Source organism: Burkholderia sp. BCC1998 (assembly GCF_905339875.1).
In the GTDB taxonomy this organism is placed as follows: domain Bacteria; phylum Pseudomonadota; class Gammaproteobacteria; order Burkholderiales; family Burkholderiaceae; genus Burkholderia.
Genome location: NZ_CAJPHE010000032.1, coordinates 50,329 through 74,077 on the forward strand (window position 1 = coordinate 50,329; position 23,749 = coordinate 74,077).

Annotated in this window: 23 protein-coding genes and 3 pseudogenes; 12 read left to right on the top strand and 14 right to left on the bottom strand. The window is 67.0% G+C overall.

Going from position 1 to position 23,749, the window contains the following annotated elements; genetic code table 11:
• Window positions 1-42: 42 nt before the first annotated feature.
• From U5A56_RS34100 to U5A56_RS34115, 4 genes are all read right to left on the bottom strand, one after another.
• The gene (locus U5A56_RS34100) at window positions 43-1,632 is read right to left on the bottom strand and encodes a GMC family oxidoreductase (protein WP_415749254.1); all 1,590 of its coding nucleotides are present in this window, start codon (window positions 1,630-1,632) and stop codon (window positions 43-45) included.
• Between the two features lie 187 nt (window positions 1,633-1,819).
• A complete protein-coding gene (locus tag U5A56_RS34105; protein WP_321926945.1) occupies window positions 1,820-2,788 on the bottom strand; it encodes a helix-turn-helix domain-containing protein in 969 nt (322 codons plus the stop codon).
• 583 nt (window positions 2,789-3,371) lie between these two features.
• A complete protein-coding gene (locus U5A56_RS34110) occupies window positions 3,372-4,319 on the bottom strand; it encodes an aldo/keto reductase (protein WP_321822394.1) in 948 nt (315 codons plus the stop codon).
• A gap of 359 nt (window positions 4,320-4,678) precedes the next feature.
• On the bottom strand, window positions 4,679-5,299 hold the full coding sequence (locus U5A56_RS34115; protein WP_044846469.1) for a LysE/ArgO family amino acid transporter: 621 nt from the start codon (window positions 5,297-5,299) through the stop codon (window positions 4,679-4,681).
• Between the two features lie 106 nt (window positions 5,300-5,405).
• Here U5A56_RS34115 and U5A56_RS34120 point away from each other — a divergent pair, with 106 nt between their 5' ends.
• Window positions 5,406-6,299: a LysR family transcriptional regulator ArgP gene (locus U5A56_RS34120; RefSeq protein WP_044846468.1), complete on the top strand. Its 894-nt coding sequence runs from the start codon at window positions 5,406-5,408 to the stop codon at window positions 6,297-6,299.
• A gap of 70 nt (window positions 6,300-6,369) precedes the next feature.
• Here the strand turns inward: U5A56_RS34120 and fnr are convergent, their stop codons facing one another.
• The 3 genes from fnr to U5A56_RS34135 form a co-directional block, all read right to left on the bottom strand.
• Complete coding sequence (gene fnr / locus U5A56_RS34125) at window positions 6,370-7,116, bottom strand: fumarate/nitrate reduction transcriptional regulator Fnr (protein WP_044846467.1); 747 nt, start codon at window positions 7,114-7,116, stop codon at window positions 6,370-6,372.
• A gap of 178 nt (window positions 7,117-7,294) precedes the next feature.
• The gene (locus U5A56_RS34130) at window positions 7,295-7,762 is read right to left on the bottom strand and encodes a universal stress protein (protein WP_257775497.1); all 468 of its coding nucleotides are present in this window, start codon (window positions 7,760-7,762) and stop codon (window positions 7,295-7,297) included.
• 368 nt (window positions 7,763-8,130) lie between these two features.
• Complete coding sequence (locus U5A56_RS34135) at window positions 8,131-8,541, bottom strand: DUF3005 domain-containing protein (protein ID WP_044846465.1); 411 nt, start codon at window positions 8,539-8,541, stop codon at window positions 8,131-8,133.
• 279 nt (window positions 8,542-8,820) lie between these two features.
• Here U5A56_RS34135 and U5A56_RS34140 point away from each other — a divergent pair, with 279 nt between their 5' ends.
• Both U5A56_RS34140 and epsC read left to right on the top strand, forming a co-directional pair.
• Window positions 8,821-9,054, top strand: a complete 234-nt coding sequence (locus U5A56_RS34140; protein WP_044846464.1) for a hypothetical protein — start codon at window positions 8,821-8,823, stop codon at window positions 9,052-9,054.
• A gap of 137 nt (window positions 9,055-9,191) precedes the next feature.
• Window positions 9,192-10,112 carry a serine O-acetyltransferase EpsC gene (gene epsC, locus U5A56_RS34145; protein ID WP_124524118.1) on the top strand — a complete coding sequence of 307 codons (921 nt, stop codon included), beginning with the start codon at window positions 9,192-9,194 and terminating at the stop codon, window positions 10,110-10,112.
• A gap of 132 nt (window positions 10,113-10,244) precedes the next feature.
• Here the strand turns inward: epsC and U5A56_RS34150 are convergent, their stop codons facing one another.
• The 3 genes from U5A56_RS34150 to U5A56_RS34160 all read right to left on the bottom strand — a co-directional run bounded on the left by U5A56_RS34150 (window position 10,245) and on the right by U5A56_RS34160 (window position 12,705).
• A complete protein-coding gene (locus tag U5A56_RS34150; protein WP_044846462.1) occupies window positions 10,245-11,048 on the bottom strand; it encodes an SDR family oxidoreductase in 804 nt (267 codons plus the stop codon).
• Window positions 11,048-11,677, bottom strand: a complete 630-nt coding sequence (gene folE / locus U5A56_RS34155; RefSeq protein WP_044846461.1) for a GTP cyclohydrolase I FolE — start codon at window positions 11,675-11,677, stop codon at window positions 11,048-11,050. Before folE ends, U5A56_RS34150 begins: the two co-directional genes overlap by 1 nt.
• Window positions 11,678-11,778: 101 nt before the next feature.
• Window positions 11,779-12,705: a LysR family transcriptional regulator gene (locus U5A56_RS34160; RefSeq protein WP_044846460.1), complete on the bottom strand. Its 927-nt coding sequence runs from the start codon at window positions 12,703-12,705 to the stop codon at window positions 11,779-11,781.
• Between the two features lie 116 nt (window positions 12,706-12,821).
• Between U5A56_RS34160 and pobA the strand changes: the two genes are divergently transcribed.
• From pobA to U5A56_RS34195, 7 genes are all read left to right on the top strand, one after another.
• Complete coding sequence (gene pobA, locus U5A56_RS34165; RefSeq protein WP_044846459.1) at window positions 12,822-14,054, top strand: 4-hydroxybenzoate 3-monooxygenase; 1,233 nt, start codon at window positions 12,822-12,824, stop codon at window positions 14,052-14,054.
• 147 nt (window positions 14,055-14,201) lie between these two features.
• Entirely contained in the window at window positions 14,202-14,918 is a 717-nt protein-coding gene (locus U5A56_RS34170) for a 3-oxoacid CoA-transferase subunit A (RefSeq protein ID WP_044846458.1), read from the top strand.
• A gap of 15 nt (window positions 14,919-14,933) precedes the next feature.
• Window positions 14,934-15,590 (top strand): CoA transferase subunit B, encoded by a 657-nt coding sequence (locus U5A56_RS34175; RefSeq protein ID WP_012365076.1) that lies wholly within the window; start codon window positions 14,934-14,936, stop codon window positions 15,588-15,590.
• A gap of 88 nt (window positions 15,591-15,678) precedes the next feature.
• Window positions 15,679-17,052 (top strand): 3-carboxy-cis,cis-muconate cycloisomerase, encoded by a 1,374-nt coding sequence (locus U5A56_RS34180; protein WP_321926950.1) that lies wholly within the window; start codon window positions 15,679-15,681, stop codon window positions 17,050-17,052.
• A complete protein-coding gene (pcaD, locus tag U5A56_RS34185; RefSeq protein WP_124489020.1) occupies window positions 17,052-17,837 on the top strand; it encodes a 3-oxoadipate enol-lactonase in 786 nt (261 codons plus the stop codon). Before U5A56_RS34180 ends, pcaD begins: the two co-directional genes overlap by 1 nt.
• A gap of 10 nt (window positions 17,838-17,847) precedes the next feature.
• Window positions 17,848-18,234 carry a 4-carboxymuconolactone decarboxylase gene (gene pcaC, locus U5A56_RS34190; protein ID WP_044846455.1) on the top strand — a complete coding sequence of 129 codons (387 nt, stop codon included), beginning with the start codon at window positions 17,848-17,850 and terminating at the stop codon, window positions 18,232-18,234.
• Window positions 18,235-18,397: 163 nt separating this feature from the next.
• Window positions 18,398-19,756: an MFS transporter gene (locus tag U5A56_RS34195; RefSeq protein WP_321808878.1), complete on the top strand. Its 1,359-nt coding sequence runs from the start codon at window positions 18,398-18,400 to the stop codon at window positions 19,754-19,756.
• Window positions 19,757-19,890: 134 nt separating this feature from the next.
• Here U5A56_RS34195 and U5A56_RS34200 read toward each other — a convergent pair whose 3' ends face one another.
• The 4 genes and pseudogenes from U5A56_RS34200 to U5A56_RS34215 all read right to left on the bottom strand — a co-directional run.
• Window positions 19,891-20,139: a hypothetical protein gene (locus U5A56_RS34200; RefSeq protein ID WP_044847536.1), complete on the bottom strand. Its 249-nt coding sequence runs from the start codon at window positions 20,137-20,139 to the stop codon at window positions 19,891-19,893.
• A 108-nt stretch (window positions 20,140-20,247) separates the two neighbouring features.
• Complete coding sequence (locus U5A56_RS34205; RefSeq protein ID WP_044847535.1) at window positions 20,248-20,865, bottom strand: LysE family translocator; 618 nt, start codon at window positions 20,863-20,865, stop codon at window positions 20,248-20,250.
• 133 nt (window positions 20,866-20,998) lie between these two features.
• Window positions 20,999-21,547: pseudogene (locus U5A56_RS34210) on the bottom strand (IS5 family transposase); the annotation flags it as partial.
• A 215-nt stretch (window positions 21,548-21,762) separates the two neighbouring features.
• Window positions 21,763-21,989: pseudogene (locus tag U5A56_RS34215) on the bottom strand (IS3 family transposase); the annotation flags it as partial.
• Between U5A56_RS34215 and U5A56_RS37245 the strand changes: the two are divergent.
• Window positions 21,984-22,088 (top strand): annotated as a pseudogene (locus tag U5A56_RS37245) (IS6 family transposase); the annotation flags it as partial. The pseudogenes U5A56_RS34215 and U5A56_RS37245 overlap by 6 nt on opposite strands.
• A 645-nt stretch (window positions 22,089-22,733) precedes the next feature.
• Window positions 22,734-23,749: methyl-accepting chemotaxis protein (locus U5A56_RS34220; protein WP_321926952.1), on the top strand; the 1,016-nt coding region annotated here is incomplete at its 3' end.

Below are 23,749 nucleotides of genomic sequence, written 5' to 3' on the forward strand. Positions count from 1 at the left end.
TTTCGTTTTCATTGCATGCCGGTCGCGGCGTGAGTCGCCGCGTCACTCCGCGAGCATGAACTCGGCACAGCGTTCCGCGATCATGATCGTCGGCGCGTTCGTGTTGCCCGATACGATGCGCGGCATCACCGACGCGTCGCAGATCCGCAATCCGTCGATCCCTTGCACCGCGAGACGAGGCGTCACGACCGCGGTTTCGTCGCTCCCCATCCGGCAGGTTCCGGCCGGGTGATAGACGGTTTTCGCGCGGCGCCGCACGTAGTCGGCCAGCGCGTCGTCGGTCAGCGCTTCGGCTTCGCGGACGATGCGGGCGAGCGACGGCGCGCGGATGATCTTCCGCGCGAGCGCGACGCCGCGCACGAGGCCGTCGACGTCCGCCGGATCCGACAGTGCGCCGCTGTCGAACCGGATCGGCGCGGCCGGATCGTTGCCGCGCAGTTGCACCGAGCCGCGCGAACGCGGCCGCAGCAGGCACGGATTGATCGACAGGCCGTGGCCCGGCAGCGGTTCGCGATCGACGTCGCCGACGAGCGTCGGCAGCACGTGGAACTGGATGTCGGGGCGGCCGCTGCCGGTCGTATCGACGAACGCGCCGGATTCGACGACGTTCGACGTCAGCAGGCCCGTGCGGGTCAGCATCCATTGCAGCCCGTGCCGCAGCGCCTTCAGCCCGCGATCCTCGCCGAACAGGCTGATCGGCGCGTGGCTATGGCCGTAGATCGAGACTTCGAGATGGTCCTGGTAATTCGCGCCGACTTCCGGGCTGTCGTGCAGCACGTCGATGCCGTTTGCGCGCAGGTGCGCGCCGGGCCCGATGCCCGACAGCATCAGCAGCTTCGGCGTACTGAGCGCGCCGGCGGCCAGCACGACGTCGGCGCGGGCGGTTGCCGAGCCGGTCGCGCCGTTCTCCATCCGCCATTCGACGCCGGTCGCGCGCCGGCCGTCGAAGCGCACGCGGGTCACGCGGCAGCCGGTCAGCACGCGCAGGTTCGGGTGGCCGAGCGCGTCGGCGAGATAGGTTGCCGCGGTGCTGCCGCGCTGCCCGTCGAAAATCGTCGTGTGGTAGAAGCCGGCGCCGTGCTGCGCGGCGCCGTTGAAATCGTCGTTGTACGCGATGCCGGTTTCCTGAGCGGCCTTCACGAACGCGAGGCTCAGCGGATGCCGGAAGCGCGTGTCGCCGACCTTCAGCGGCCCGTCGGTGCCATGGAACGGCTCGGACAGCCGCAGGTGCGACTCGGCGCGCTTGAACACCGGCAGCACGTCGCTCCAGCGCCAGCCCGTGCAGCCGAGCGCGGCCCATTCGTCGTAGTCGGCGCGCGTGCCGCGCACGTACAGCATCGCGTTGACCGAACTGCCGCCGCCGAGCGTGCGGCCCTGCGGCACGTAGGTCCTGCGTCCCGCCGCGCCGGCCTGCGGCTCGCTTTCGAACGTGACCGTGCGCTGTGTGCCGAGCACGCGGATGAACGTCGCCGGAATCCGGATGAACAGGTTGTCGTCCTTCGGGCCGTCCTCGAGCAGCAGCACGCGCCTGCCGGCCTTTACCAGTCGATGTGCCACCGTGCAGCCGGCCGAACCGCCGCCGACGACGATATGGTCGTACGTCTCCATCCCGCTTTGTCTCCTCGCTGTCAGGCGGCGGAACGAGCACCGCCGCGCAGGAAGCCAGCTTAGCGACGGGCGCGTGTCCCCGTTTGACCGGGGCGGACGCCGGGCTTGCTTCGCGCGGACACGGCGGGGCGCCGCGGCGGCTCATGCAGCGATCTCGTTGCGCTGACGGTTGGCCGTGGATTGCGCAGCGGGAGAATCTGGCGACGAGCGGCTAACGCGGGTTGCGCGGCACGCGCGTGTCGCTAGGCGTTTCGCCGAAGCGCGCGCGATAGCTGCGGCTGAAGTGCGCGCTGTTGTTGAAGCCCCAGCGGAACGCGATTTCGCTGACCGTCAGGTGCTTCAGCGACGGGTCGCGCAGATCGGCGCGGCAGCGTTCGAGACGCCGCGCGAGGATGTAGCGCGTGAGCGGCATCCCTTCGATTTCGAAGATGCGCGCGAGCTGGCGCGGCGACAGGTTGATCGCGCGGCCGACCGACCGGGTGTCGAGATCGTCGTCGGCGAGATGACTGTCGATGAATGCCTTCGCGCGCGACAGCGTGTGGACGGTCGACTTGGTCGGCGACGCGTCGCCGTCGCGCAGCCGCAGCATCGACTGCATCAGGTCGAGCATCGCGGCGGCGCGCCGTTCGCGCGCGTCGGGCATCGATTGATGCGGTTCGGCGAGCAGCGCGTAGAGCTGCCGCGCGGCCCACGACGTGACGCCGTCGTCGCGGTCGATCTTGACGACGCTGCGATGGCGCCACGGGCCGACGTGCGCTTCGAACACGTCGCGCGGCACGTCGAGCACGGTCATCGCCATGTTCGCGGGAAAGCCGTGACCGTACGGCATCGACGTGTCGTACAGCACGATGTCGCCGGGCGCATGCTGGATGCACTCGACGTCCTGGAACGTATAGCCCTGCCCTTCGTGCATCAGGCACACGAACACGGCGTCGCGCGGGTCCGCGTGGATGTTGTGCGGCGTGCGCACGACCGCATGCCGGTTCGCGACGATGTCGCACACGCCCAGCAACCCGAGGTCGCGCTTGCGCAGCGACGCGTCGATGCCTTCGGACGATTTACCGCTGCATTCGATGCGCACGAGCGAGCGGGCGACATGGTCGACCCAGAAGTCGACGCGTTCGTCGCCGCGTACGGCGCGCGTCGAGATCGACACGATTCCCGTGCTGATATCCGGCATGACGTTCTCCCAATGACCGCCCGAGCGGCGCAGTCTCGGATACGCCGGCGGGCGCGGTCAATCGGTGAAAGACCCGGGGCGGGCCCGGGATGCGCTCGCGGCGGCGCGTTGCGGCCGGATGTCCGTGTGAGTCAACGAATATGGCCGGGAAAGGCAAAACGTGCGGGCGTGTTCGGGGTATGTTGTTCGGTTCGGTTCGAACGGTGAGACGCGCAGCTGCTTCGTTATACGGAATAAAAGTCGCGTGCCGCCGGATCGTCTCGTTGAAGCTGCGCGGTGGTCGCGTGATTCATCGAGCTCGCATCTCGCGCGCTGGCGAAGCGATGGCGGTATGCATGTTTGCGTGCCGCCGAAGACCTGGGGCAGCGGTGTGTCGTGGATTTTTTTTGTTGTGTTGGAGCAGAAGCGCGTGTTGTCGGATCGTCTTGCCGAAACCGCGCGCCGGTCGAGTGATTCGCGGCGCTCTTCCCGCGCGCGCGGCGTGAGCGATGCCGACGTCCCTGTTCGCGTCACCCGCGCCTCGCACCGGCGGCTTGAAGCGCGAAACGCCGCGATTCAAGCCGTCATCTGCTTGTACGCGACGTCAGACCGCGCTGGCCGCGTCGATCTTCCGAATGTCCTCATCGTCGAGCCGCACGCGAATCGCTTCGCCGAGCAGCGCGAGTTGTTCGAGCGACGTCGCGCTCGCGATCGGCGCGGTGATCGTCGGCCGCGCGATCTGCCATGCGAGCGCGATCGCGGCCGGCTGCGTGCCGTGCTTCGCCGACACATCGTCGAGCGCCGCGAGAATGCGCAGGCCGCGCGCATCGAGATAGCGGGCGACGCGATCGCCGCGCACGCTCTTCTTCAGGTCGGCCTCGCTGCGGTACTTGCCCGACAGGAATCCGCTCGCGAGCGCGTAGTAGTTGACGACGCCGAGCTGCAGGTCGCGCACGACCGGTTCGAGATCGCGCTCGTAGTCGGCGCGGTTGATCAGGTTGTATTCCGGCTGGATCACCTGGTACGCGGGCAGGCCGTCGCGCTTGCTGATGTCGGCGGCTTCGCGCAGGCGCGCGCCGCTGTAGTTCGACGCGCCGATGATGCGCACCTTGCCCGCGTCGATCAGCGCCTGGTATGCGGCAAGCGTTTCTTCGAGCGGGGCCGTATCGGCCAGATCGCGGTGCGAAAAATACAGGTCGATGTAGTCGGTCTGCAGGCGGCGCAGCGAATCGTCGGCGGCCTTCAGGATGTTGTCTTTCGTGAGGCCCGCACGCGCGTCGAGCAGGCCGACCTTGGTCGCGATCACGACCTGGTCGCGCTTGCCGGAACGCTTCAGCCACTTGCCGATGATCGTCTCCGATTCGCCGCCGCGGTTGCCGGGCACCCAGGCCGAATAGACGTCGGCCGTGTCGATGAAGTTGATGCCGGTGTCGGCGAGCGCGTCGAGCAACGCAAACGATGCGTTTTCGTCGACGGTCCAGCCGAAGACGTTGCCGCCGAAGGCGAGCGGGGAAACCTGGATGTCCGAGGTGCCGAGGGTGCGTAGTGCCATGTTGCTCTCCGGAATCTGAAGGGTGACGGGTTGGAACGACGGGATTGGCCGGGATGCATGCGACGGGACGGCGGTCGGGTGAAGCACGTTCGCCGTTGTCGCGGGACGCTGGAACATTCTCGCCGATCGACCGGATTCGTGCAGCGTGCGCGCGGCCGTGAAGACGGAGGAATTGCAGCGGACGGCGGACGCATCGTCTGCTGCGTGGGTCATTCGTGCCGCCGCGTTCGATCGGGAACCGAATTTTGTTGCGGCCGGGCGTGGCAGCGGGAGAGACGGGAGGAGCCGGCCGCTTCGCCGTGGCGGAACGAAAAACGGGCGGCAAGTTGCCGCCCGCGATCGATCATTCACCGAGGCCGTTATCGCAACTGCACGGCCGCCAGGAACAGCACCATGCTGCCGATCGCGCCGTCCAGCACGCGCCACGCGACGGCCTTGCGGAACCACGGCGCGAGCAGTCGCGCACCGTATCCGAGCCCGAGGAACCACACGACGCTGACCGACATCGCGCCGATCGCGAACGCCAGCCGCGTGCCTTCCGGCTCTCGCGCACCGGCCGTGCCGATCAGCAGGAACGTATCGAGATACACGTGCGGGTTGAGCCACGTGAACGCGAGCGTCATCAGCACGATCGCGACCGCGCTCTGCGGCGGCGGCGCGACGGCGTCGCCGCGCACGTCGAGCGTTGCGTGTCCCGGCTTGAACGCGCGACGCAGCGCGTTGAAGCCGAACCATGCGAGATACGCGAGGCCGACGTACAGCACCGCGTGGACGAAGGTCGGATAGCGTTCGACGAGGACCGACGCGCCGCCGACGCCCGCGCCGATCAGGATCATGTCGGACAGCGCGCACAGCAGCACGATCTTGCCGACATGCGAGCGCATGATGCCTTGCCGGAGCACGAATGCGTTCTGCGCGCCGATGGTGACGATGAGCGACCCGCACAGGGCGGCGCCGTGGGAAAAAGCGATCCAGTTCATGATGGGGAGCGGTGACGCAGTAGACGGGTGAATCGGTTGGCGCTAGTCTGCGATGAGCTGGAACATAAGAGAAGCTAATTCACCTAATGCGGATTAAGGAAATCTAATGCTCGACTACGCATTGCTCGATGCCCTCGCGGCGGTGATCCGGCACGGTTCGTTCGAGCGGGCGGCCAAGGAGCTGAACGTCACGCCGTCGGCGGTATCGCAGCGCGTGAAACTGCTGGAGGAGCGCGTCGGCAGCGTGCTCGTCAAGCGCGGGCAGCCGTGCGTCGCGACGACGTCGGGTGCGCTGCTGTGCCGGCATACGGAGCGCGTGCAGTTGCTCGAGGCCGAACTGGGCGGCAGGATGCCCGCCTTGCCGGGCCAGATCGCGAGCGCATGGCCGACGTTGCGCGTGGCCGTCAACGACGACAGCGTCGCGACCTGGTTCATCGATGCGGTTGGGCCGTTCTGCACCGAGCGCGAGACCTTGCTCGACCTCGTGATCGACGACCAGGACCATACGGCCGCGCGGATTCGCGACGGCAGCGTGCAGGGCGCGGTGACCGCGCAGGCCGAGCCGATCCAGGGATGCCGGTCGACGCGGCTCGGGCGAATCCGCTATCGCGCGGTGTGTTCGCCGGCGTTTTACGCGCGCTATTTTGGTGCGGGCATCACGCGCGATGCGCTGCGCCGCGCGCCGTGCGTGATGTTCAATTCGAAGGACGGCTTGCAGGCGCGCTTCATCCGGCGCGTGACGCGCGCGGATCTCGATCCGCCGCAACACTGGATCCCGCACGTCGCGGGCTACCTGCGCGCTTGCGAAACGGGGCTGGGATGGGGGATGTGCCCGGACCGGATGGTCGATCGCCAGTTGGCGGCGGGCGAACTGGTCGACATGTCGCGCGGGCGGACCGTCGATATCGATCTGTACTGGCAGAGCTGGCGCCTGTCGATCGGCTGGCTCGACGACTTCAGCACGGCACTGAAGGCGCGCGCCGCGCTGTTTCTCGACTGATCGAGGCGGGCGCGGCGGATCGTGGCGGGTCGCGGCGGGCGGCGGCGCGCAGGTCACGCGCCGCGCGGGGTCAGACGTGGTGCAGGCCGTCGAAGTCGACGATCTGCACGAGGCGGCCGTGCATTTCGATCAGGCCGCGCTTCTGGAACTTCGACAGCGTGCGGCTGACCGTTTCGAGCGTCATGCCGAGGTAGCTGCCGATGTCTTCGCGCGTCATCCGCAGGTTGAATTCCGACGGCGAGTAACCGCGCTTCAGGTAGCGCGCCGACACGTCGAGCAGGAATGCGGCGACGCGCTCTTCGGCGTTCAGCGAACCGAGCAGCATGGTCTGCGACGTTTCGCGCACGATCTGCTCGCTCATCAGCTTGTGCATGCGCAGCTGCATCGTGCCGGCTTCCGAGCACAGCGACTTGAGCGCGCTGTACGGAATCACGCAGACCGAGCTGTCCTCCAGTGCGACCGCGGTGCGCGGGTGCGTGTCGTCGCAGATGCCGTCGAGGCCGAGCGCCTCGCCCGCGAGGTGCAGGCCGGTGACCTGCTCGCGGCCGTCGTGGCGCGTGGCGACGGTTTTCAGCGAACCCGAGCGCACGGCGTACAGGTTGTCGAAGGTGTCGCCTTCGCGGAACAGCGCTTCGCCGCGCTTGACCGGGCGCGCCGCGCAGATGACCGATTCGAGGCGGCTGAGCGCGTCGGGTGCGAGGCCTTGCGGCATGCACAGGTGCCGCATTGCGCACGACGAGCAGTGCGGGGCCTGGCGGGGCGCCCAGGTGCCTGCATGGGACGGAACGGCGGGGCGTGTGGCGACGGGCGTCAACATGATCGTTTACTCCGGCATTGAATCGACGGAATCATTGTCCCACCGCAAGTTGCCGCTGTCGGGCGACAAAACGTCGCGACCGCGCGCACATGCCGCGGGCATCGCAGCAGCCTGCGTGCAGGCGTGCCGCTGCGCATGCGCGGCGCGCCGCGCACGCCGATGCCGATGCCGATGCCGATCAGCCTTCCTGATCGTCCGTATGCGCGGCGGCCGGGATCAGCAGCACGGGCAGCGTCGCATGCCGCACGCACTGTTCGGCGATGCTGCCGAGCACGAGGCGACGGAACCCGCGACGGCCGTGCGTGCCGAGCACGAGGAGGTCGGCGCCGAACGCTTTCGCACCGTCGAGGATCAGCGTCGACACGTCGTTGAGCGACGACGCCTCGCTCGTCAGCGTCTCGCCCTTCACGCCGGCCGCCTGCATCAGCTTCTTGAAATCCGCCGCGAGCGCATTGCCTTGCGCGATGAGCTGATCGCGCAGCACGGACGGGTCGTAGCCCGGCACGTTGTAGTAGATCGCGGCGTTTTCGACGACGTAGAACGGCTGCAGTTCGGCACCGTGCTCCTTTGCGAGCGCGAGGGCGGCATCGAACGCGTGGCGTGCCGTGTCGCTGCCGTCGATGGCAACCAGAATGCGCTTGTACATAGTGTCTCCAAGTGGCGGATTGAACGGAAGTCGGCCGAACGGCCGGGGCGGCCGTGCGTCGCTGCGAGGCAGGGTAAACCAACGGCAGGGACTTTGCAGCGACGTGCCGGCGGTCGCGAATGGGCATTGAAGCGCATCCGTATCGCGATGACGTGACTTCGATCAACACCGATGCATCGACGTCGTGAAATCCCGCGTGCCGAACACGAATCGGGCGCTGATATCGATTCCAGCGCCGCTTCGGAAGATCGCACCGCCTGCGCACCGAACGATCGACCGGCGCGCTAACGCGCACGCCGGTCCGCCGCCATCGGGCGTCGGCGCCCTTCAACCCGCCGAACGAACGATCGATTCAAACGCCGCGTGCGTTACCGCGGCACCGCGGTAATTTCGATCACCCGTTCCGGCCGGCGTCCGTGGCCGGGCCAGTGCGCGCTGCCGTACATCCGGTGAACCGGGCCGTACGGCGCGTCGCCCGCGTGCGACGGCGCGTCGAACCCCTTCTCGATCACCATGTAGCCGGCCCGCAGCGCGAACGCCGGATGATTGCCGCCCGGCCGACTGTCGAAGCCGGCGAAGCCGTCGCCGGCCTCGGGCATCGCGTTGACGAGCGACGCGTTGCTGCCCGTGATCTGGTCGGGCGGGAAGGGGTTGCCGCTCGCGAGACGCGCCGCCTCGCGATTCTTGCCGTCGGTGTCGACGGTGCTGTCGTGCGTATCGTCGTTGTCGAGTTCGATGCTGCGCGGATGCGCGGCGTGCGCTTGAGCTGACGTTTCCATCACGGCTCTCCTGGCGGCGTAGCGCTCCGGATCGAAGCAAATCCCGTTCCGGGCAAGACGGGAAAATGGTGCGCGGGCGATCGCCGCGGTCGCGTGGCGCGCACTGATTTGTCATGATTTATTTCAGCTAGAACACCCGTTTTCTACAGAGTATGATTCTTTTCCTGCGAAGCGGCGACAGGGGATGCAGTACGCGCCGACTCTGCCCGCACCGGGCGCCGCAGCACCCTTAGAGACGGGTAGCGAACAACAAGCAAAGGGACTAGAGGTGGCGGATTCATGCAAGCGACTACTGCCTTCACGCACCGCGGTTATCTGTTGAATTGCGCGCCCGCGCGCGCCACTGACGGGTCGTTCAAGCCCTACGTCGTGATCTCCCGATCGAGTGACGGGGAACTCGTCGCGAACCGTTTTTTCCCGAGCGAGCTCCAGTTCAACGACGAAGGCGACGCGATCGCGCATGCGCGCGACTGGGCCGTGCGCTGGATCGACGCGAGCAGCGTCACGATCTGACGCCGTCGCGCGGCGGCAGCGGCGGCCGTCCGGCCGATCCCCCGGCGTGCCGCTGCCCGGCAAAAACGCGGTAATCTTGCGGAACCCGTCACTTTATTAGCGGCCGTGCGATCGCGCGCGGCTGCCTGCATTGGCATATGTCGACATCACCCGCCCGTCAGTGGGGCCTCGAAGAAATCGTTGCCGGCTTGCGCGAATCGCGCGAGGAACTTCACCGCACGCGTCATCCGCGTGGCATCCGCGAGCTGCCGTCGCGCGACGCGATCTGCAAGATCGTCACCGGCCTGCGTGCGTCGATGTTCCCGACGCACTACGGCGCGCCGGATCTGACCGACGAAAGCGTCGACTACTACGTCGGCCACACGCTCGAAAGCACGCTGCGGATCCTGTCCGAACAGATTCGCCGCGCGCTGCCGTTCCTGCCTGAGCATGCGGACACGCCGTTCGCGGAACTCGACGAACGCGCGTTCGAGATCGCACGCGAGTTCGGCCGGCAGTTGCCGGCGGTTCGCGCGCTGCTGGTCAGCGACATCCAGGCTGCCTACGCGGGCGATCCGGCCGCGCAGCACATCACCGAGATCCTGCTGTGCTATCCCGGCGTGTTCGCGATGATGCACCATCGGCTCGCGCATGCGCTGCACCAACTCGGTGTGCCGCTGCTCGCCCGTTTCATCAATGAAATCGCGCACTCGGCCACCGGCATCGACATTCACCCGGGCGCGCAGATCGGCCCGAGCTTCTTCATCGACCACGGCACCGGTGTCGTGATCGGCGAAACCGCGATCATCGGCGAGCGCGTGCGCGTGTACCAGGCCGTCACGCTCGGCGCGAAGAGCTTCCCGGCCGATGGGGACGGCACGCTGGTGAAGGGCAATGCGCGGCATCCGATCGTCGAGGACGACGTGGTGATCTACGCGGGCGCGACCATTCTCGGCCGCGTGACGATCGGGCGCGGCTCGGTGATCGGCGGCAACGTGTGGCTTACGCACAGCGTGCCGCCCGGCACGAGCGTCGCGCAGGGCAAGGTCCGCGAAGGCGGCAGCGGCGAGAAGCCGTAACGCGGCGCGCGAACGGCGAAACTGTCGTTCGCGCGGCGAAGACGCAGACGCAGGCGCAGGCGAAGGCGCGCACCAACACCAGCACACCGGTGTGCCAAGAGGGTGCACGGCTGCCGCCGCACCCCCGCTTCGTCAGTGCTTGCCGGCCGGCGAGCGATGCTTGTAGAGCACGTCCTGGTCGACGCGGATCAGGTTCTGCCCCGCATCGACGACGAAATCCACGCCGTTGTACGCGCTGCCCGTCAGCAGCAGGATCGCGCTCGCGACATCGTCGGGGCCGGCGATGCGCGCGAGCGGCGTCGACGCGCGGCTCGCGTGTTCGAAGTCGGCCTGCGTCTGGTCGTCGCTCGGCAGCATCAGCCCGGGGAACACCGCATTCACGCGCAGCACCGGCGACGACGACAGCGCGAGCATCTGCGTGAGGTTGCCGAGCGCGGCCTTCGCGACCGTGTAGCTGAAATGGTCGCGGTGGAAGTTTTCCTTGATCTTCTGGTCGACCACGTTGACGACGACGCCCTGCGTGCCGGCCGCACGGGCCCGTTCGTAGAACGCGCGCGTGAGCAGGATCGGCGCGCGGCAGTTGACGGCCCACGCCTGGTCGAATGCCGCGAGGTCGAAGCTCGGGAAATGGTCCTGCCAGAACACCGACGCGTTGTTGACCAGCACGTCGAGGCGGCCGAAGCGCGCATACACCTGGTCGATCAGTGCGGTGATCTGCGCGGCATCCGACAGGTCGGCCTGCAACGCGACCGAATCATGCCCGCGTTCGGCGATCGCGCGGGCCGCCGCCTGTGCGGCATCGGCGGAGCGGTCGTAGTGGACCGCGGTGCGATAGCCGTGCGCGGCGAAATACTCGGCGAACGCGCGCCCGGCCCGGCGCGCGGCGCCGGTCACGAGCACGACCGGCGCGTGTGCCGCTTGCTTCGTGGACTGCATTACGTATTCGTCAGGTTGACTGAAGAAGGATTGGCGACGATCGACAGGAATTCGCGCCGCGTCGACGGATCGGTGCGGAACGTGCCGAGCATGCGCGACGTGACCATTTCGACGCCCGGCTTGTGAATGCCGCGCGTCGAGATGCACTGGTGCGCGGCTTCGAGAATCACGCCGACGCCCTTCGGCTGCAGCACGTCGAACAGCGTGTCGGCGATCTGCACGGTCATCTTTTCCTGGATCTGCAGGCGCTTCGCGAACGCGTCGACGAGGCGCGCGAGCTTCGAGATGCCGACGACGCGATGGTTCGGCAGATACGCGACGTGCGCGCGGCCGATGATCGGCACCATGTGGTGCTCGCAGTAGCTCTCGAAGCGGATGTCCTTCAGCACGATCATCTCGTCGTAGCCGTCGACTTCGCTGAACGTGCGCGCGAGGATGTCGCGCGGTTCCAGCGCATAGCCGGCGAAGAACTCTTCGTATGCGCGCACGACGCGCGCCGGCGTGTCGAGCAGCCCTTCGCGGGCGGGATCGTCGCCGGCCCAGCGCAGCAGCACGCGAACGGCATCCTCCGCTTCTTCGCGGCTCGGCCGGGATGCGGCCGGCTCGGGCCGCGCGTTCTTTTTACCCATCTAGTCGCTCCATCGAATGCGGCCGCCTGTGGCGGCGCGGATATCCGGTCATTGTTTCATGCTTTCGCGGGTCGTGCGTGCGGCCTGCCGCACACCCCGCGTCACTTCGGCCATTCGTCCTGCTCGTCGTTGAACAGCGACGCGACGACGCCGCGCAGCCACGCGGTGCGCGGATCGTTGTGGAACTTGCGATGCCAGTGCTGCTTCAGGTCGAAGCGCGGCAGCGGCACCGGCGGCTCGACCGGCACGATGAACGCGTGCTCCGCCGCATACGCATAGCCGATCGCGTGCGGCACCGTCGCGATCAGGTCGGTGCGGCTCAGGATGAACGGCAGGCTCATGAAGTGCGGCGTCTCGAGCACCGCGCGGCGCTGCATGCGCTGCTTCGCGAGGTATTTCTCGAGCACCTCCTGGCTGCGCCCTTCGGCGCGCACCACCGCATGCCCGCATGCGAGGAACTGCTCGGCCGTGAACGGGCGCGCCTGTTCGAGCGGATGGCCGCGCCGCATCAGGCAGACGAACCGGTGTGTAAACAGACGCTGCTGGAAGAAGTTGTTGCCGTCGAGATCGGGGAAATAGCCGACCGCGAGATCGATCGAGCCGGCTTCGAGGCCGCGGCCGACTTCGTCGTGTGCGAGCGAGACCGAGCGCAGGTTCGCGTGCGGCGCGCGCGTCGCGAACGCCTGCAGCAGCTTCGGCAGGAACACGATCTCGCCGACGTCCGACAGCGCGATCGAGAACGTATGCGTGCTCGCCGCCGGATCGAAGTCGTGCGGCGCGACGAGGCCGCGCTCGATCTGCGCGAGCGCATCGCGCGCGGCCGGCAGCAGCGCGAGCGCGCGCGGCGTCGGCTCCATCCCGCGCGACGTGCGCACGAACAGCGGATCGCCGAAATACTCGCGCAGGCGGCCGAGCGCGGTGCTCACGCGCGGCTGGCTCACGCCGAGCAGGTCGCCGGCGCGGCTGACGTTGCGCGTGTCGTCCAGCGCGACGAGGTAGGGAATGAGGTTCAGATCGAGCGTATCCATCGCCAGGCCAGTATCTGGAAAACGTATAGAACATATCTCCTGAATCGCGTTGCTGCATAGTCGGGAAAGCGCTCAAATGTGTTCCACGATTCGAATTACTGTTCAGGAGACGAACAATGCGCACCCAGGTCGCCATCATCGGCGCCGGTCCGTCCGGCCTTTTGCTTTCCCATCTGCTGCGCCTGCAAGGCGTGGATTCCATCCTCGTCGAGGCGCGTTCGCGCGAATATTGCGAGAATCGCATCCGCGCCGGCGTGCTGGAGCAGGGCACGGTCGACACGCTGAACGAAGCCGGCCTCGGCGACCGTATGCGCCGCGAAGGGCTCGAACACCACGGCATCGAGCTGCTGTTCTCGGGCCAGCGCCATCGCATCGACCTGAGCGCGCTCACCGGCGGGCGCGCGATCACCGTCTACAGCCAGCACGAAGTGGTGCGCGACCTGATCGCGGCCGGCGTCGAGCACGGCCACGCGATGCATTTCGAAGTGAGCGACGTTGCGCTGCACGATGTCGAGAGCGAGCGCCCGTTCGTCACGTTCAAGCATGCCGACGGCCGCGAAGACCGCATCGACTGCGACTACATCGCCGGCTGCGACGGCTTTCACGGCATCGCGCGCCAGACGATTCCGGCCGAGCGGCTGAACACGTTCGAGCGCGTCTATCCGTTCGCGTGGCTCGGCATCCTCGCCGACGCGGCGCCGTCGCTCGACGAACTCGTCTACGCGCATCACGACAACGGTTTCGCACTGTTCTCGATGCGCTCGCCGACGGTCACGCGCCTCTACCTGCAGTGCAAGCCCGACGAAGACCTCGCCGAATGGTCCGACGCGCGGATCTGGGACGAACTGCACACGCGCTTCTCGAACGACACCGGCTGGACGCCGACCGAGGGCCGGATCACGCAGAAGAGCGTGACGCCGATGCGCAGCTTCGTGTCGGAGACGATGCAGCACGGCCGCCTGTTCCTCGCCGGCGACGCCGCGCACATCGTGCCGCCGACCGGCGCGAAGGGGATGAACCTCGCGGTGGCCGACGTCCGCGCGCTGTCCCGCGCGCTCGGCGCCCGTTACCGCAACGGCGACGCGACGCCGCTCGAGCGCTATTCGGCGACCTGTCTCGAACGCGTGTGGCGCGCCGAGCATTTCTCGTACTTCATGACGAACATGCTGCATGCGTCCCCGGAGGATTCGCCGTTCGTCAATCGCCTGAAGTTTGCCGAGCTGAAGTACGTGACGCGCTCGCGGGCCGCCGCGCAGTCGCTCGCCGAAAACTACGTCGGCCTGCCGTTCGACGACCAGACGCCCCCCGAGGGATCCCGCCTTGACAACGCGCTGTGCGCGACTCTATGATCGGCCCATCGTTCGCTAATCGAATCTCGGTTCGAATAGCGAACAAATGCCGAAGGTCGACGACGGCCTTCGACGCGGCACGCGACACACGCGCGTGTCCCCTCGACAGGCCGCGCATCGAGCCGCGGGTTCGTATCAGGAAGAGACATGGTCAACAAGATTTTCGAATCGCTTCAGTCGGCGGTGGCCGACATCCACGATGGCGCGACAATCATGATCGGCGGTTTCGGCACGGCCGGCATGCCGTCCGAGCTGATCGACGCGCTGATCGAACAGGGCGCGCGCGACCTGACGATCGTCAACAACAACGCGGGCAACGGCGAGACGGGCCTCGCGGCGCTGCTGAAGGCGAAGCAGGTGCGCAAGATCATCTGCTCGTTCCCGCGCCAGAGCGACTCGCAGGTGTTCGACGCGCTGTATCGCGCGGGCGAGATCGAGCTGGAGCTCGTGCCGCAGGGCAACCTCGCGGAGCGGATCCGCGCGGCGGGCGCCGGCATCGGCGGCTTCTTCACGCCGACCGGCTTCGGCACGAAGCTCGCGGAAGGCAAGGAAACGCGCGTGATCGACGGCAAGTCGTACGTGTTCGAGACGCCGATCCACGCCGATTTCGCGCTGGTCAAGGCGTACAAGGGCGATCGCTGGGGCAACCTCGTCTATCGCAAGACCGCGCGCAACTTCGGGCCGATCATGGCCAGCGCCGCGAAGGTCGCGATCGTCCAGGTGTCGGAAGTCGTGCCGCTCGGCGGGCTGAACCCGGAACACATCGTGACGCCGGGCATTTTCGTCCAGCGCGTCGTCGAGGTGCCGCAGGCCGCGCACGCGGCCGAGCTGGCTGCCGAACACGCTGCATCGCAAGCTGCCTGACCGAGGAGACCCGAAATGAAACGACTGACCCGCGATGAAATGGCCAAGCGCGTCGCCCAGGACATCCCCGAAGGCGCGTACGTGAACCTCGGCATCGGCGTGCCGACGCTGGTGGCGAACCACCTCGACCCGAGCAAGGAGATCTTCCTGCACAGCGAGAACGGCCTGCTCGGCATGGGCCCGGCGCCCGCGCCCGGCGAGGAAGACGACGAGCTGATCAACGCCGGCAAGCAGCACGTGACGCTGCTCACCGGCGGCGCGTATTTCCACCACTCGGATTCGTTCGCGATGATGCGCGGCGGCCACCTCGACTACTGCGTGCTCGGCGCGTTCCAGGTGTCGGCGAACGGCGACCTCGCGAACTGGCATACGGGCGCGCCCGACGCGATTCCGGCCGTCGGCGGTGCGATGGACCTCGCGATCGGCGCGAAGCAGGTGTTCGTGATGATGGAACACCTGACGAAGCAGGGCGAGAGCAAGATCGTCGCGCAGTGCTCGTATCCGGTCACCGGCGTGCAATGCGTGAGCCGCATCTACACCGATCTCGCCGTGCTCGACGTGACGGCCGACGGCCTCGCGGTGAGCGAGATCTTCACCGACCTGTCGTTCGACGAACTGCAGAAGCTGACCGGCGTGCCGCTGATCGACGCGACGCGCAAGGCCGCGGCCTGACCGGCAAGCGTGCCGGCGCGCGCGATCGCGCGCACGCCGGCACGCTTGGGTAGACAATAGGCGCACGCCGTTTCCCCACTCTGATGCCATGCTCGAAGACAGCGCCCGCCTGACCTCCCTCATCTGCGGCACCGAGCCGCTCAACCGGATCTGGTCGCCCCGCGCGACGATCCAGCGGATGCTCGACGTCGAGGCCGCGCTCGCGCGCGCGCTCGCCGCGCAGCAGGTGATTCCCGCTACCGCGGTCGCGCCGATCGAACGCGCGTGCGACGCCGGCCGGCTCGACGCCGACGCGCTCGCGCACGGCGCGGCGCTCGGCGGCAATCTCGCGATCCCGCTCGTCAAGCAGCTCACCGCGCAAGTGAAGGCCGACGACCCGGAGGCCGCGAAGTTCGTGCACTGGGGCGCGACGAGCCAGGACATCATCGATACCGCGACCGTGCTGCAGCTGCGCGACACGCTCGACGTGCTCGAGCCGCTGCTCGACGAAGCGTGCGCGTCGCTCGCGGCGCTCGCGCGCGCGCATCGCGCGACGCCGATGATCGGCCGCACGTGGCTGCAGCAGGCGCTGCCGATCACGCTCGGCCTCAAATTTGCCCAATGGCTCGACGCGCTGCTGCGCCATCGCGCGCGCTTCGCCGAATTGCGTGCGCGCGCACTGGTGCTGCAGTTCGGCGGCGCCGCCGGCACGCTGGCGAGCCTGCGCGAGCACGCGGCCGGCGTGAGCGCCGCGCTCGCGGCCGACCTGCAGCTCGCGCTGCCGGCCGTGCCGTGGCATACGCAGCGCGACCGCATCGCGGAAGCTGCGTCGTGCTTCGGGATGCTGACCGGCACGCTCGGCAAGATCGCGCGCGACGTGTCGCTGCAAATGCAGACCGAGGTCGGCGAGCTCGGCGAACCGGCGGCCGCCGGCAAGGGCGGCTCGTCGACGATGCCGCACAAGCGCAACCCGGTCGGCTGCGCGGCCGTGCTGACCGCCGCGGTGCGCGCGCCGAATCTCGTCGCGACCGTGTTCGCGGGGATGGTCCAGGAGCACGAGCGCGCGCTCGGCGGCTGGCAGGCCGAATGGGATGCGCTGCCCGACCTCGCGCGCCTGACCGGCGGCGCGCTCGCGCAGATCGCACAGATCGTCGCGGGCCTCGACGTGAACACCGGGCGCCTTGCCGCGAACCTGGACCTCACGCACGGGCTGATCCTCGGCGAAGCCGTGATGCTCGCACTTGGCGACCGGATCGGCCGGCTCGATGCGCATCATGTCGTCGAGCATGCATCGAAGGAAGCCGTGCGCACCGGCGCGACGCTGTTCGACGTGCTCGCCGCCGATGCGACCGTATCGGCCCATCTGTCGCGCGACGCGCTCGCGCGGCTGCTCGATCCCGCACATTACGTCGGCGAGGCGCAGGCCTACGTCGACGCCGTGCTCGCGCTGCACGCGGGCACGACACAACCAGGAGAACACTGATGCCTTTCGCCACTGTCAACGGCGTGAAACTGCATTACCGGATCGACCGTGCCGCGCGCGACGACGCGCCGTGGCTCGTCTTCTCGAACTCGCTCGGCGCCGACCTGCAGATGTGGGCGCCGCAGATCCGCCCGCTCACGCAGCACTTCAACATCCTGCGCTACGACACGCGCGGCCACGGCCATTCCGAAGCGCCGGCCGGCTCGTACACGGTCGACCAGCTCGCGGGCGACGTGATCGGCCTGCTCGACCACGTCGGCATCGAGCGCGCGCACTTCTGCGGGATCTCGATGGGCGGCCTGACCGGCGCCGCGCTCGCCGCGCGCTTCCCGTCGCGCATCGTGCGCGCCGTGCTGTCGAACACCGCCGCGAAGATCGGCTCGCCGGAAGTGTGGGCGCCGCGTGCGCAGAAGGCGCGTGCCGAAGGGATGGCCGCGCTGGCCGACGCCGTGCTGCCGCGCTGGTTCACCGACGCGTTCGTCGAACGCGAGCCGCGCCTGTTCGACGCGATCCGCGACACCTTCGTGCATACCGACAAGGACGGTTACGCGGCGAACTGCGACGCGCTGAACGCGGCCGACCTGCGCGAGGAAGTGAAGGGCATCGCGCTGCCGGTGCTCGTCGTGACCGGTGCGAAGGACATGTCGACGCCGCCCGACCAGGGCCGTGCGCTGGCTGCTGCAATTCCGGGCGCGCGTCACGTCGAATTCGACGCCGCGCACATTTCGAACATCGAGTGCACCGACGGCTTCAACCGCGCGCTGCTCGATTTCCTGACCGCGTGAGGCACCGACGATGGACGACCAGCAACGTTATGAAGCAGGGATGAAGGTGCGTCGCGCGGTGCTCGGCGACGCGCACGTCGACCGTTCGATCGAGAACCGCACCGAAGTGACCGACGAATTCCAGAACCTGATCACGCGCTATGCGTGGGGGGAGATCTGGACGCGCGACGGCCTGCCGCGCCATACGCGCAGCCTGCTGACCATCGCGATGATGGTCGCGCTGAACCGCGGCGAGGAACTCGCGCTGCACCTGCGCGCCGCGCGCAACAACGGCGTGACGCGCGACGAGATCAAGGAAGTGCTGCTGCAGACCGCGATCTACTGCGGCGTGCCGGCTGCGAATTCCGCGTTCCATCTCGCGGACAAGATCTTCAAGGAACAGGATGCGGCCGCCTAGGTGCGGCTGAATCACACGGCCGGCTTGCGCCGGACGTGACCCGATCGCGACGCCTGCCGCAGCCGGCAGGTATCGACGATGCATGACGCGCCGGCGACGAATCGGTGCGCGAACCAGGAAAGGCGCGGCCATCAGGCCGCGTTGCTTACATAGGAGACACGCGATGAATCGCGCACCCGTGGTCGATGTCCAGACCTTCATCAACGAGCAGCCGTTCGGCGGCTTCCAGTGGCTCGTGTTCCTGATGTGTTTCGTGATCGTGCTGCTCGACGGCTTCGATACGGCCGCGATCGGCTTCATCGCACCTTCGCTGCTGGGCGAATGGAACCTCACCAAACCCGATCTCGCCCCCGTGCTGAGCGCCGCGCTGTTCGGCCTCGCGTGCGGCGCGCTCGTGTCCGGCCCGCTGTCCGACCGCCTCGGGCGCCGCTCGCTGCTGCTCGGCTCGGTGTTCCTGTTCGGCGTCGCGTGCTTCGTGTCCGCGTTCTCGAACACCATCGGACACCTGACGATCCTGCGTTTCATTACCGGCGTCGGGTTGGGCGCCGCGATGCCGAACGCGGTCACGATGATGGGCGAGTTCTGCCCGGACAAGCGCCGCGCGACCGTGATCAACCTGATGTTCTGCGGCTTCCCGCTCGGCGCCGCGTTCGGCGGCTTTCTCGCCGCGTGGATGATCCCGCATTTCGGCTGGCGCAGCGTGCTGATGCTCGGCGGCGTGACGCCGCTGCTGCTCGGCGTGCTGTTGCTGCTGAAGATGCCGGAATCGGTGCGCTTCATGGTCGCGCAGGGGCAGGGCGTCGACCGGATCCGCGCGACGCTCGCACGGATCTCGCGCGACGCGCTGAACGCCGGCTCGTTCGCGATGACCGAAGCCGCGCCGCAGACGGGCGGCAAGGGGATCGGCGTCGTGGTGTCGCGCTCGTACATCGTCGGCTCGGTGATGCTGTGGATCGCGTATTTCATGGGCCTCGTGATCTTCTACGCGTCGATCAACTGGATGCCGATCCTGCTGAAGGATGCCGGTCTGACGCCGAAGAGCGCGACGCTGATCTCCGCGCTGTTCCCGCTCGGCGGCGTCGGCGCGGTGCTGTGCGGCGTGCTGATGGACCGTTTCAACGCGAACCGCGTGATTGCCGTGTGTTACGCGCTGACCGCGATCAGCGTGTATGCGATCGGGCAGGCGGCAGGCAATGTCGGGATGCTCGTGCTGGTCGTGTTCATCGCCGGCGTGCTGATGAACACCGCGCAATCGTCGATGCCGGCGCTTGCCGCCGCGTTCTATCCGACCGAAGGGCGCGGTACGGGCGTGGCATGGATGCTGGGCGTCGGCCGCTTCGGCGGGATCGCCGGGTCGTTCCTCGTCGCCGAACTGACGCGCCGGCACTTCTCGTTCGCGGGCGTGTTCGCGACGATCGCGGTCGCGGGCTTGCTCGCGTGCCTCGCGTTGCTGATCAAGCAGGCGGCGCGGCCGCACGGCGTCACGCAGCCGTCCGGCAAGATCGAGTCGCTCGGGCATTGAGCGGATTCGGGGCCGGGGCGATGCGCCGGCCCTGCGTGTGTTCGGGATGCTGCGATGGGTCGCAAGACGGCTCACACGCACAACGACAGACCGGGCCGCTTCGGCGGCCCGTCGCTATTCCAGCCGCCGCGCCGCTACTCCTCCGCGTCGTGTTCCTTGACGAAGTTGCGCAGATACGCGCGCAGCGCGGCCTCCTGGCTGCGATGATCGGCAAGGTTCGCGGCGCCCAGCGCTTCCTCGTCGCCGAACAGCGTGGGCGGCGCGCAGTACGTACCCACTTCGATGTTTTCGCGTAGCACGCGGATCTCGTGCGTGAGCGGGTGGTACTCGGCGATCCAGTGCATGCCCTCGATGTGCTCGCCGGTCTTCAGCATTGGCTTCATCGGCCACCTCCATGCAGATGCGGCGCAACCGCCGAAGCGATTGCGCATGCCCGTACCAAAAGGGTACGCCTGCACGGCGTGAAGCTCAACGGGTGTGCTCGTGAGCGCTTACTGCGGCAGCAGATGCGCGACGAGCGGATACAGCGACAGGATCAGCAGCACGGCCATCGTCACGTTGAAGATGCGCAGTGCGCGGCGGTTCGACAGGAAGCGGCGCAGGCCCTGGCCGAACGCGGCCCACAGGCTGATGCACGGAAAGCCGATCAGGATGAACACGACGGCCATCCACGCGGCGTTCATCCCGTAGTCGGCGGACAGGCGGATCGTCGTCGCGGCGGTCAGCACCATCATCCACGCCTTCGGATTGACCCACTGGAACGCGGCGGCTTCGAGGAACGTCATCGGCCGCGGCTTGGCGCCTTGCGCCTTCACTTCGCCGGACGTGCCGATGCGCCAGGCGAGGTACAGCAGGTACGCGACGCTCGCGACTTCGAGGATCGTGTACAGGACCGGCACGCGGCGGAATGCTTCGCCGAGACCGAAGCCGACGCACAGCATCAGGATCGCGACGCCGATGCTGATGCCGAACAGGTGCGGCATCGTGCGGCGGAAACCGAAATTGACGCCGGACGCGAGCAGCATCGTGTTGTTCGGGCCGGGCGTGATCGACGTGACGAGCGCGAACAGCATGCCGGCGGGCAATGCGCTGAGGGTGAGGAAGTCCATCGCGGATTCTCCATTCGTGTTCGGGACTGGGATGGAGTCAGTGTAGCGACGGTTTTCTGTACAGTACCGGTACAGTTTGCCTGGTGGTTGCCGGTACGGGGGAGGGGGGAGGGTGGTGCGCGGGTATTTGTTGTTCCTGCATCGCCTTGATCTTTCCTCGCTTGGCCGCCACGCGCCACTTCACGGACTTGCTCCTCATTTCATCGCGCTTGTCTACGCCGATGTAGCCCGCGTCGCCGAACGCTTCTTGCTCGTGACCGTGCAACAGCGCGTGCGCTTGCGAAACATCCGACACGTTGGCGGACGTGCCGACCACACTGTGAACCAGCCCCGAATCCGCATCGACGCCGATGTGCGCCTTCATGCCGAAGTGCCACTCGTTGCCTTTCTTCGTTTGATGCATGTCCGGATCGCGACGCTTCTCGGCGTTCTTGGTCGGCGGCGGCGCTTCGATGATCGTCGCATCGACCAGCGTGCTTTCCTTCATCATCAGCCCGCGTTCGCACAGCGAGATGCCAATTTCGTCAAACAGCTTGCGCGTCAGGTCATGTGCGAGAAGCAGGCGCCGGAACTTCAGCAGCGTGGTCGCATCCGGCACGTTCTCGACGGCCAGATCAATCCCGGCAAACGCCCGCATCGCAATGCTGTCGTACAGCGCATCCTCCAGCCCTTCGTCCGACAGGCTGCGCGAGGATGATAAATCGGAGCCGTTCGACTACATGTTTGTCGTTCAACTTTGCACTCTCATCGCAAATCATCCGCCATGCCAAATCAAAATGCCGACACAAGCTACAGCTTTCAGTCGTCGCTATGGTGAGTCGGGCTTAAGCGGCAGAGCAGCGGGATGTCGGCAAACCTATATCGATCAATCGGTGCTGCGCTTGGTCAAGCGCCGCCTCGGGCGTGGGCACGCGTATCGTAGTGAGTCTGGTAGATTCTTTCGACCTGCAACGTCTTGAGGAAGCTCTCCATCGGGGGGCGTTATCCCAGGCGTTGGCACGGCGGCTCATTGAAACGTTTATCTTGAACGCGGCGGTCAATTTCCGGTACGCGCGACTGACGTATTGGGCGCCGCAATCGGAGTGCAGTAGCAATCCCGGTGGCGGTTTGCGTTGCCAGCACGCAAGCGCTTCTTCCGGCGGATGCTGCGCTCAAACCCGGTGCTGCGTAAGATTGTGACCGATCAACTGCGCAGTTATCCGGCGGTGAAGGCGGAAATTCCCTGCCGAGACGTCAGATGAACGCGGTATGTCATCGCGCCATACTCAAAGAACGCCTCGCCACGTGCCATGGTTGGACTGCCTCTCCCGCAGCCAACGAAGTTGTCTGATAAGGATAACGACTCTTGAGGAAGACACGTAGCGTGCGCTCGTCAACTTGACAGAGCCATTTCGTCTTCTTCATCGCTTCATTCTCCCGCCGCCTCTTCACGAACTTACAGAGTCTTTGCGCGACTTTCACGAGTTGGGCGACACGAAAATCGATAGTCATGCTCACATCCCCATATCGGAAACATTTCAATTAGATTTCAAACGATTCGATTATGCGTCATTGTTCCGCATTTCAGGCCGCAGATGCCCCATCGTCGGCCGGCCAGCCGAAATACCGGCAGCAACCTACCCCTGCTCCCTTTCAAATTTCCGCAAACGTCTGCGTATTGACCTATCTTTAATGGGATGAAAAAAGCATGGCTCAATGCGTAAAAAATTCGATTGCGATCAGACGCGCCGCATGACAGCATGCGGGGCGTCGGCAATCGGGCACCCATCCGGAACGATTCGATCGATCGCGCCGACCCGCGACCGAATCGTTTTCTCTGCACTTCGCGCCGCCGGATCCAGACGACCCAAGCCCTACGGGAGATAGACATGGCCACTGCGACGACGCCCCGCGCCGGCACGCCCCCTTTGCCCGCCCTGCTGCGCGGCGGACGCTTCACGCTCGGCAAGCGCATCGTGCTCAGCTTCGGCGCGATCTTCGTGCTGATGCTGGTCATGGCCGCGATTTCATACACCCGATTGACGGCGATCGACGCCGCTGCCGACAGCCTCCAGCGGGATTCGGTGCCGGGCCTGTACCTGTCGACGTCGCTGCGCGCCGCGACCAATCAAAGCTATACGGTGGTCGAACGCGCGATCTTCAGCGACGGCGATTCAGACGGCACGAAGCGCGATCTCGATCGGCTTCCGGAAGCGCTGCGGCGTTTCGATCAGGCGTCGACGCAATACGAGGCGACGCTGTTCCGCGACGACGACAAGGCGCGATTCGCCGCGCTCCGGGCCGCATACGACCAGTACCTGCCGCTGTTGAACGACGCAGCGCATGCGGCGGCGAGCGACCGCGCGGCTGCGCGGGCCAACTTCGCGCACGTGACGACGGCGTGGGAGAACGTAGTCCGTGTCGCGGACGCGCTGGTCGACGAAAACCGCGGCCAGGCCGACGATTCGGCACGGCAGATCCGCACGTCGGTCAACACGGCGGAAGCGACGCTCGCGACCGCGCTGAGCGTCGTGCTGCTGGTCGCGCTCGCGACCGGCTATGCGCTGTTCCGCGCGATCACGGGGCCGATGGCGCGGCTCGTCGAGGTGCACGACGCAATGCGCACCGGCAACCTCGCGCAGCGGCTCGACCTGCGCCGCAGCGACGAATTCGGCACGTTGCAGGACGGCTTCAACCGGATGGCCGAACAGCTCGCGAGCCTCGTGTCGCAGGCGCAGCAGTCGTCGCTGCAGGTGACGACGTCGGTCGCCGAAATCGCGGCGACGTCGCGCGAGCAGCAGGCGACCGCCAATGAAACCGCGGCGACGACGACCGAAATCGGTGCGACGTCGCGCGAAATTTTCGCGCCGCCGCGCGACCTGCTGCGCACGATGAACGAGGTGAA

Excerpts from the sequence above, each read along its gene's own strand:
- U5A56_RS34105 (WP_321926945.1), bottom strand. The coding sequence starts at position 2,788 with ATGCCGGATATCAGCACGGGAATCGTGTCGATCTCGACGCGCGCCGTA.
- U5A56_RS34110 (WP_321822394.1), bottom strand. The coding sequence starts at position 4,319 with ATGGCACTACGCACCCTCGGCACCTCGGACATCCAGGTTTCCCCGCTC.
- U5A56_RS34115 (WP_044846469.1), bottom strand. The coding sequence starts at position 5,299 with ATGAACTGGATCGCTTTTTCCCACGGCGCCGCCCTGTGCGGGTCGCTC.
- U5A56_RS34120 (WP_044846468.1), top strand. The coding sequence starts at position 5,406 with ATGCTCGACTACGCATTGCTCGATGCCCTCGCGGCGGTGATCCGGCAC.
- fnr (WP_044846467.1), bottom strand. The coding sequence starts at position 7,116 with ATGTTGACGCCCGTCGCCACACGCCCCGCCGTTCCGTCCCATGCAGGC.
- U5A56_RS34130 (WP_257775497.1), bottom strand. The coding sequence starts at position 7,762 with ATGTACAAGCGCATTCTGGTTGCCATCGACGGCAGCGACACGGCACGC.
- U5A56_RS34135 (WP_044846465.1), bottom strand. The coding sequence starts at position 8,541 with ATGGAAACGTCAGCTCAAGCGCACGCCGCGCATCCGCGCAGCATCGAA.
- U5A56_RS34140 (WP_044846464.1), top strand. The coding sequence starts at position 8,821 with ATGCAAGCGACTACTGCCTTCACGCACCGCGGTTATCTGTTGAATTGC.
- epsC (WP_124524118.1), top strand. The coding sequence starts at position 9,192 with ATGTCGACATCACCCGCCCGTCAGTGGGGCCTCGAAGAAATCGTTGCC.
- U5A56_RS34150 (WP_044846462.1), bottom strand. The coding sequence starts at position 11,048 with ATGCAGTCCACGAAGCAAGCGGCACACGCGCCGGTCGTGCTCGTGACC.
- folE (WP_044846461.1), bottom strand. The coding sequence starts at position 11,677 with ATGGGTAAAAAGAACGCGCGGCCCGAGCCGGCCGCATCCCGGCCGAGC.
- U5A56_RS34160 (WP_044846460.1), bottom strand. The coding sequence starts at position 12,705 with ATGGATACGCTCGATCTGAACCTCATTCCCTACCTCGTCGCGCTGGAC.
- pobA (WP_044846459.1), top strand. The coding sequence starts at position 12,822 with ATGCGCACCCAGGTCGCCATCATCGGCGCCGGTCCGTCCGGCCTTTTG.
- U5A56_RS34170 (WP_044846458.1), top strand. The coding sequence starts at position 14,202 with ATGGTCAACAAGATTTTCGAATCGCTTCAGTCGGCGGTGGCCGACATC.
- U5A56_RS34175 (WP_012365076.1), top strand. The coding sequence starts at position 14,934 with ATGAAACGACTGACCCGCGATGAAATGGCCAAGCGCGTCGCCCAGGAC.
- U5A56_RS34180 (WP_321926950.1), top strand. The coding sequence starts at position 15,679 with ATGCTCGAAGACAGCGCCCGCCTGACCTCCCTCATCTGCGGCACCGAG.
- pcaD (WP_124489020.1), top strand. The coding sequence starts at position 17,052 with ATGCCTTTCGCCACTGTCAACGGCGTGAAACTGCATTACCGGATCGAC.
- pcaC (WP_044846455.1), top strand. The coding sequence starts at position 17,848 with ATGGACGACCAGCAACGTTATGAAGCAGGGATGAAGGTGCGTCGCGCG.
- U5A56_RS34195 (WP_321808878.1), top strand. The coding sequence starts at position 18,398 with ATGAATCGCGCACCCGTGGTCGATGTCCAGACCTTCATCAACGAGCAG.
- U5A56_RS34200 (WP_044847536.1), bottom strand. The coding sequence starts at position 20,139 with ATGAAGCCAATGCTGAAGACCGGCGAGCACATCGAGGGCATGCACTGG.
- U5A56_RS34205 (WP_044847535.1), bottom strand. The coding sequence starts at position 20,865 with ATGGACTTCCTCACCCTCAGCGCATTGCCCGCCGGCATGCTGTTCGCG.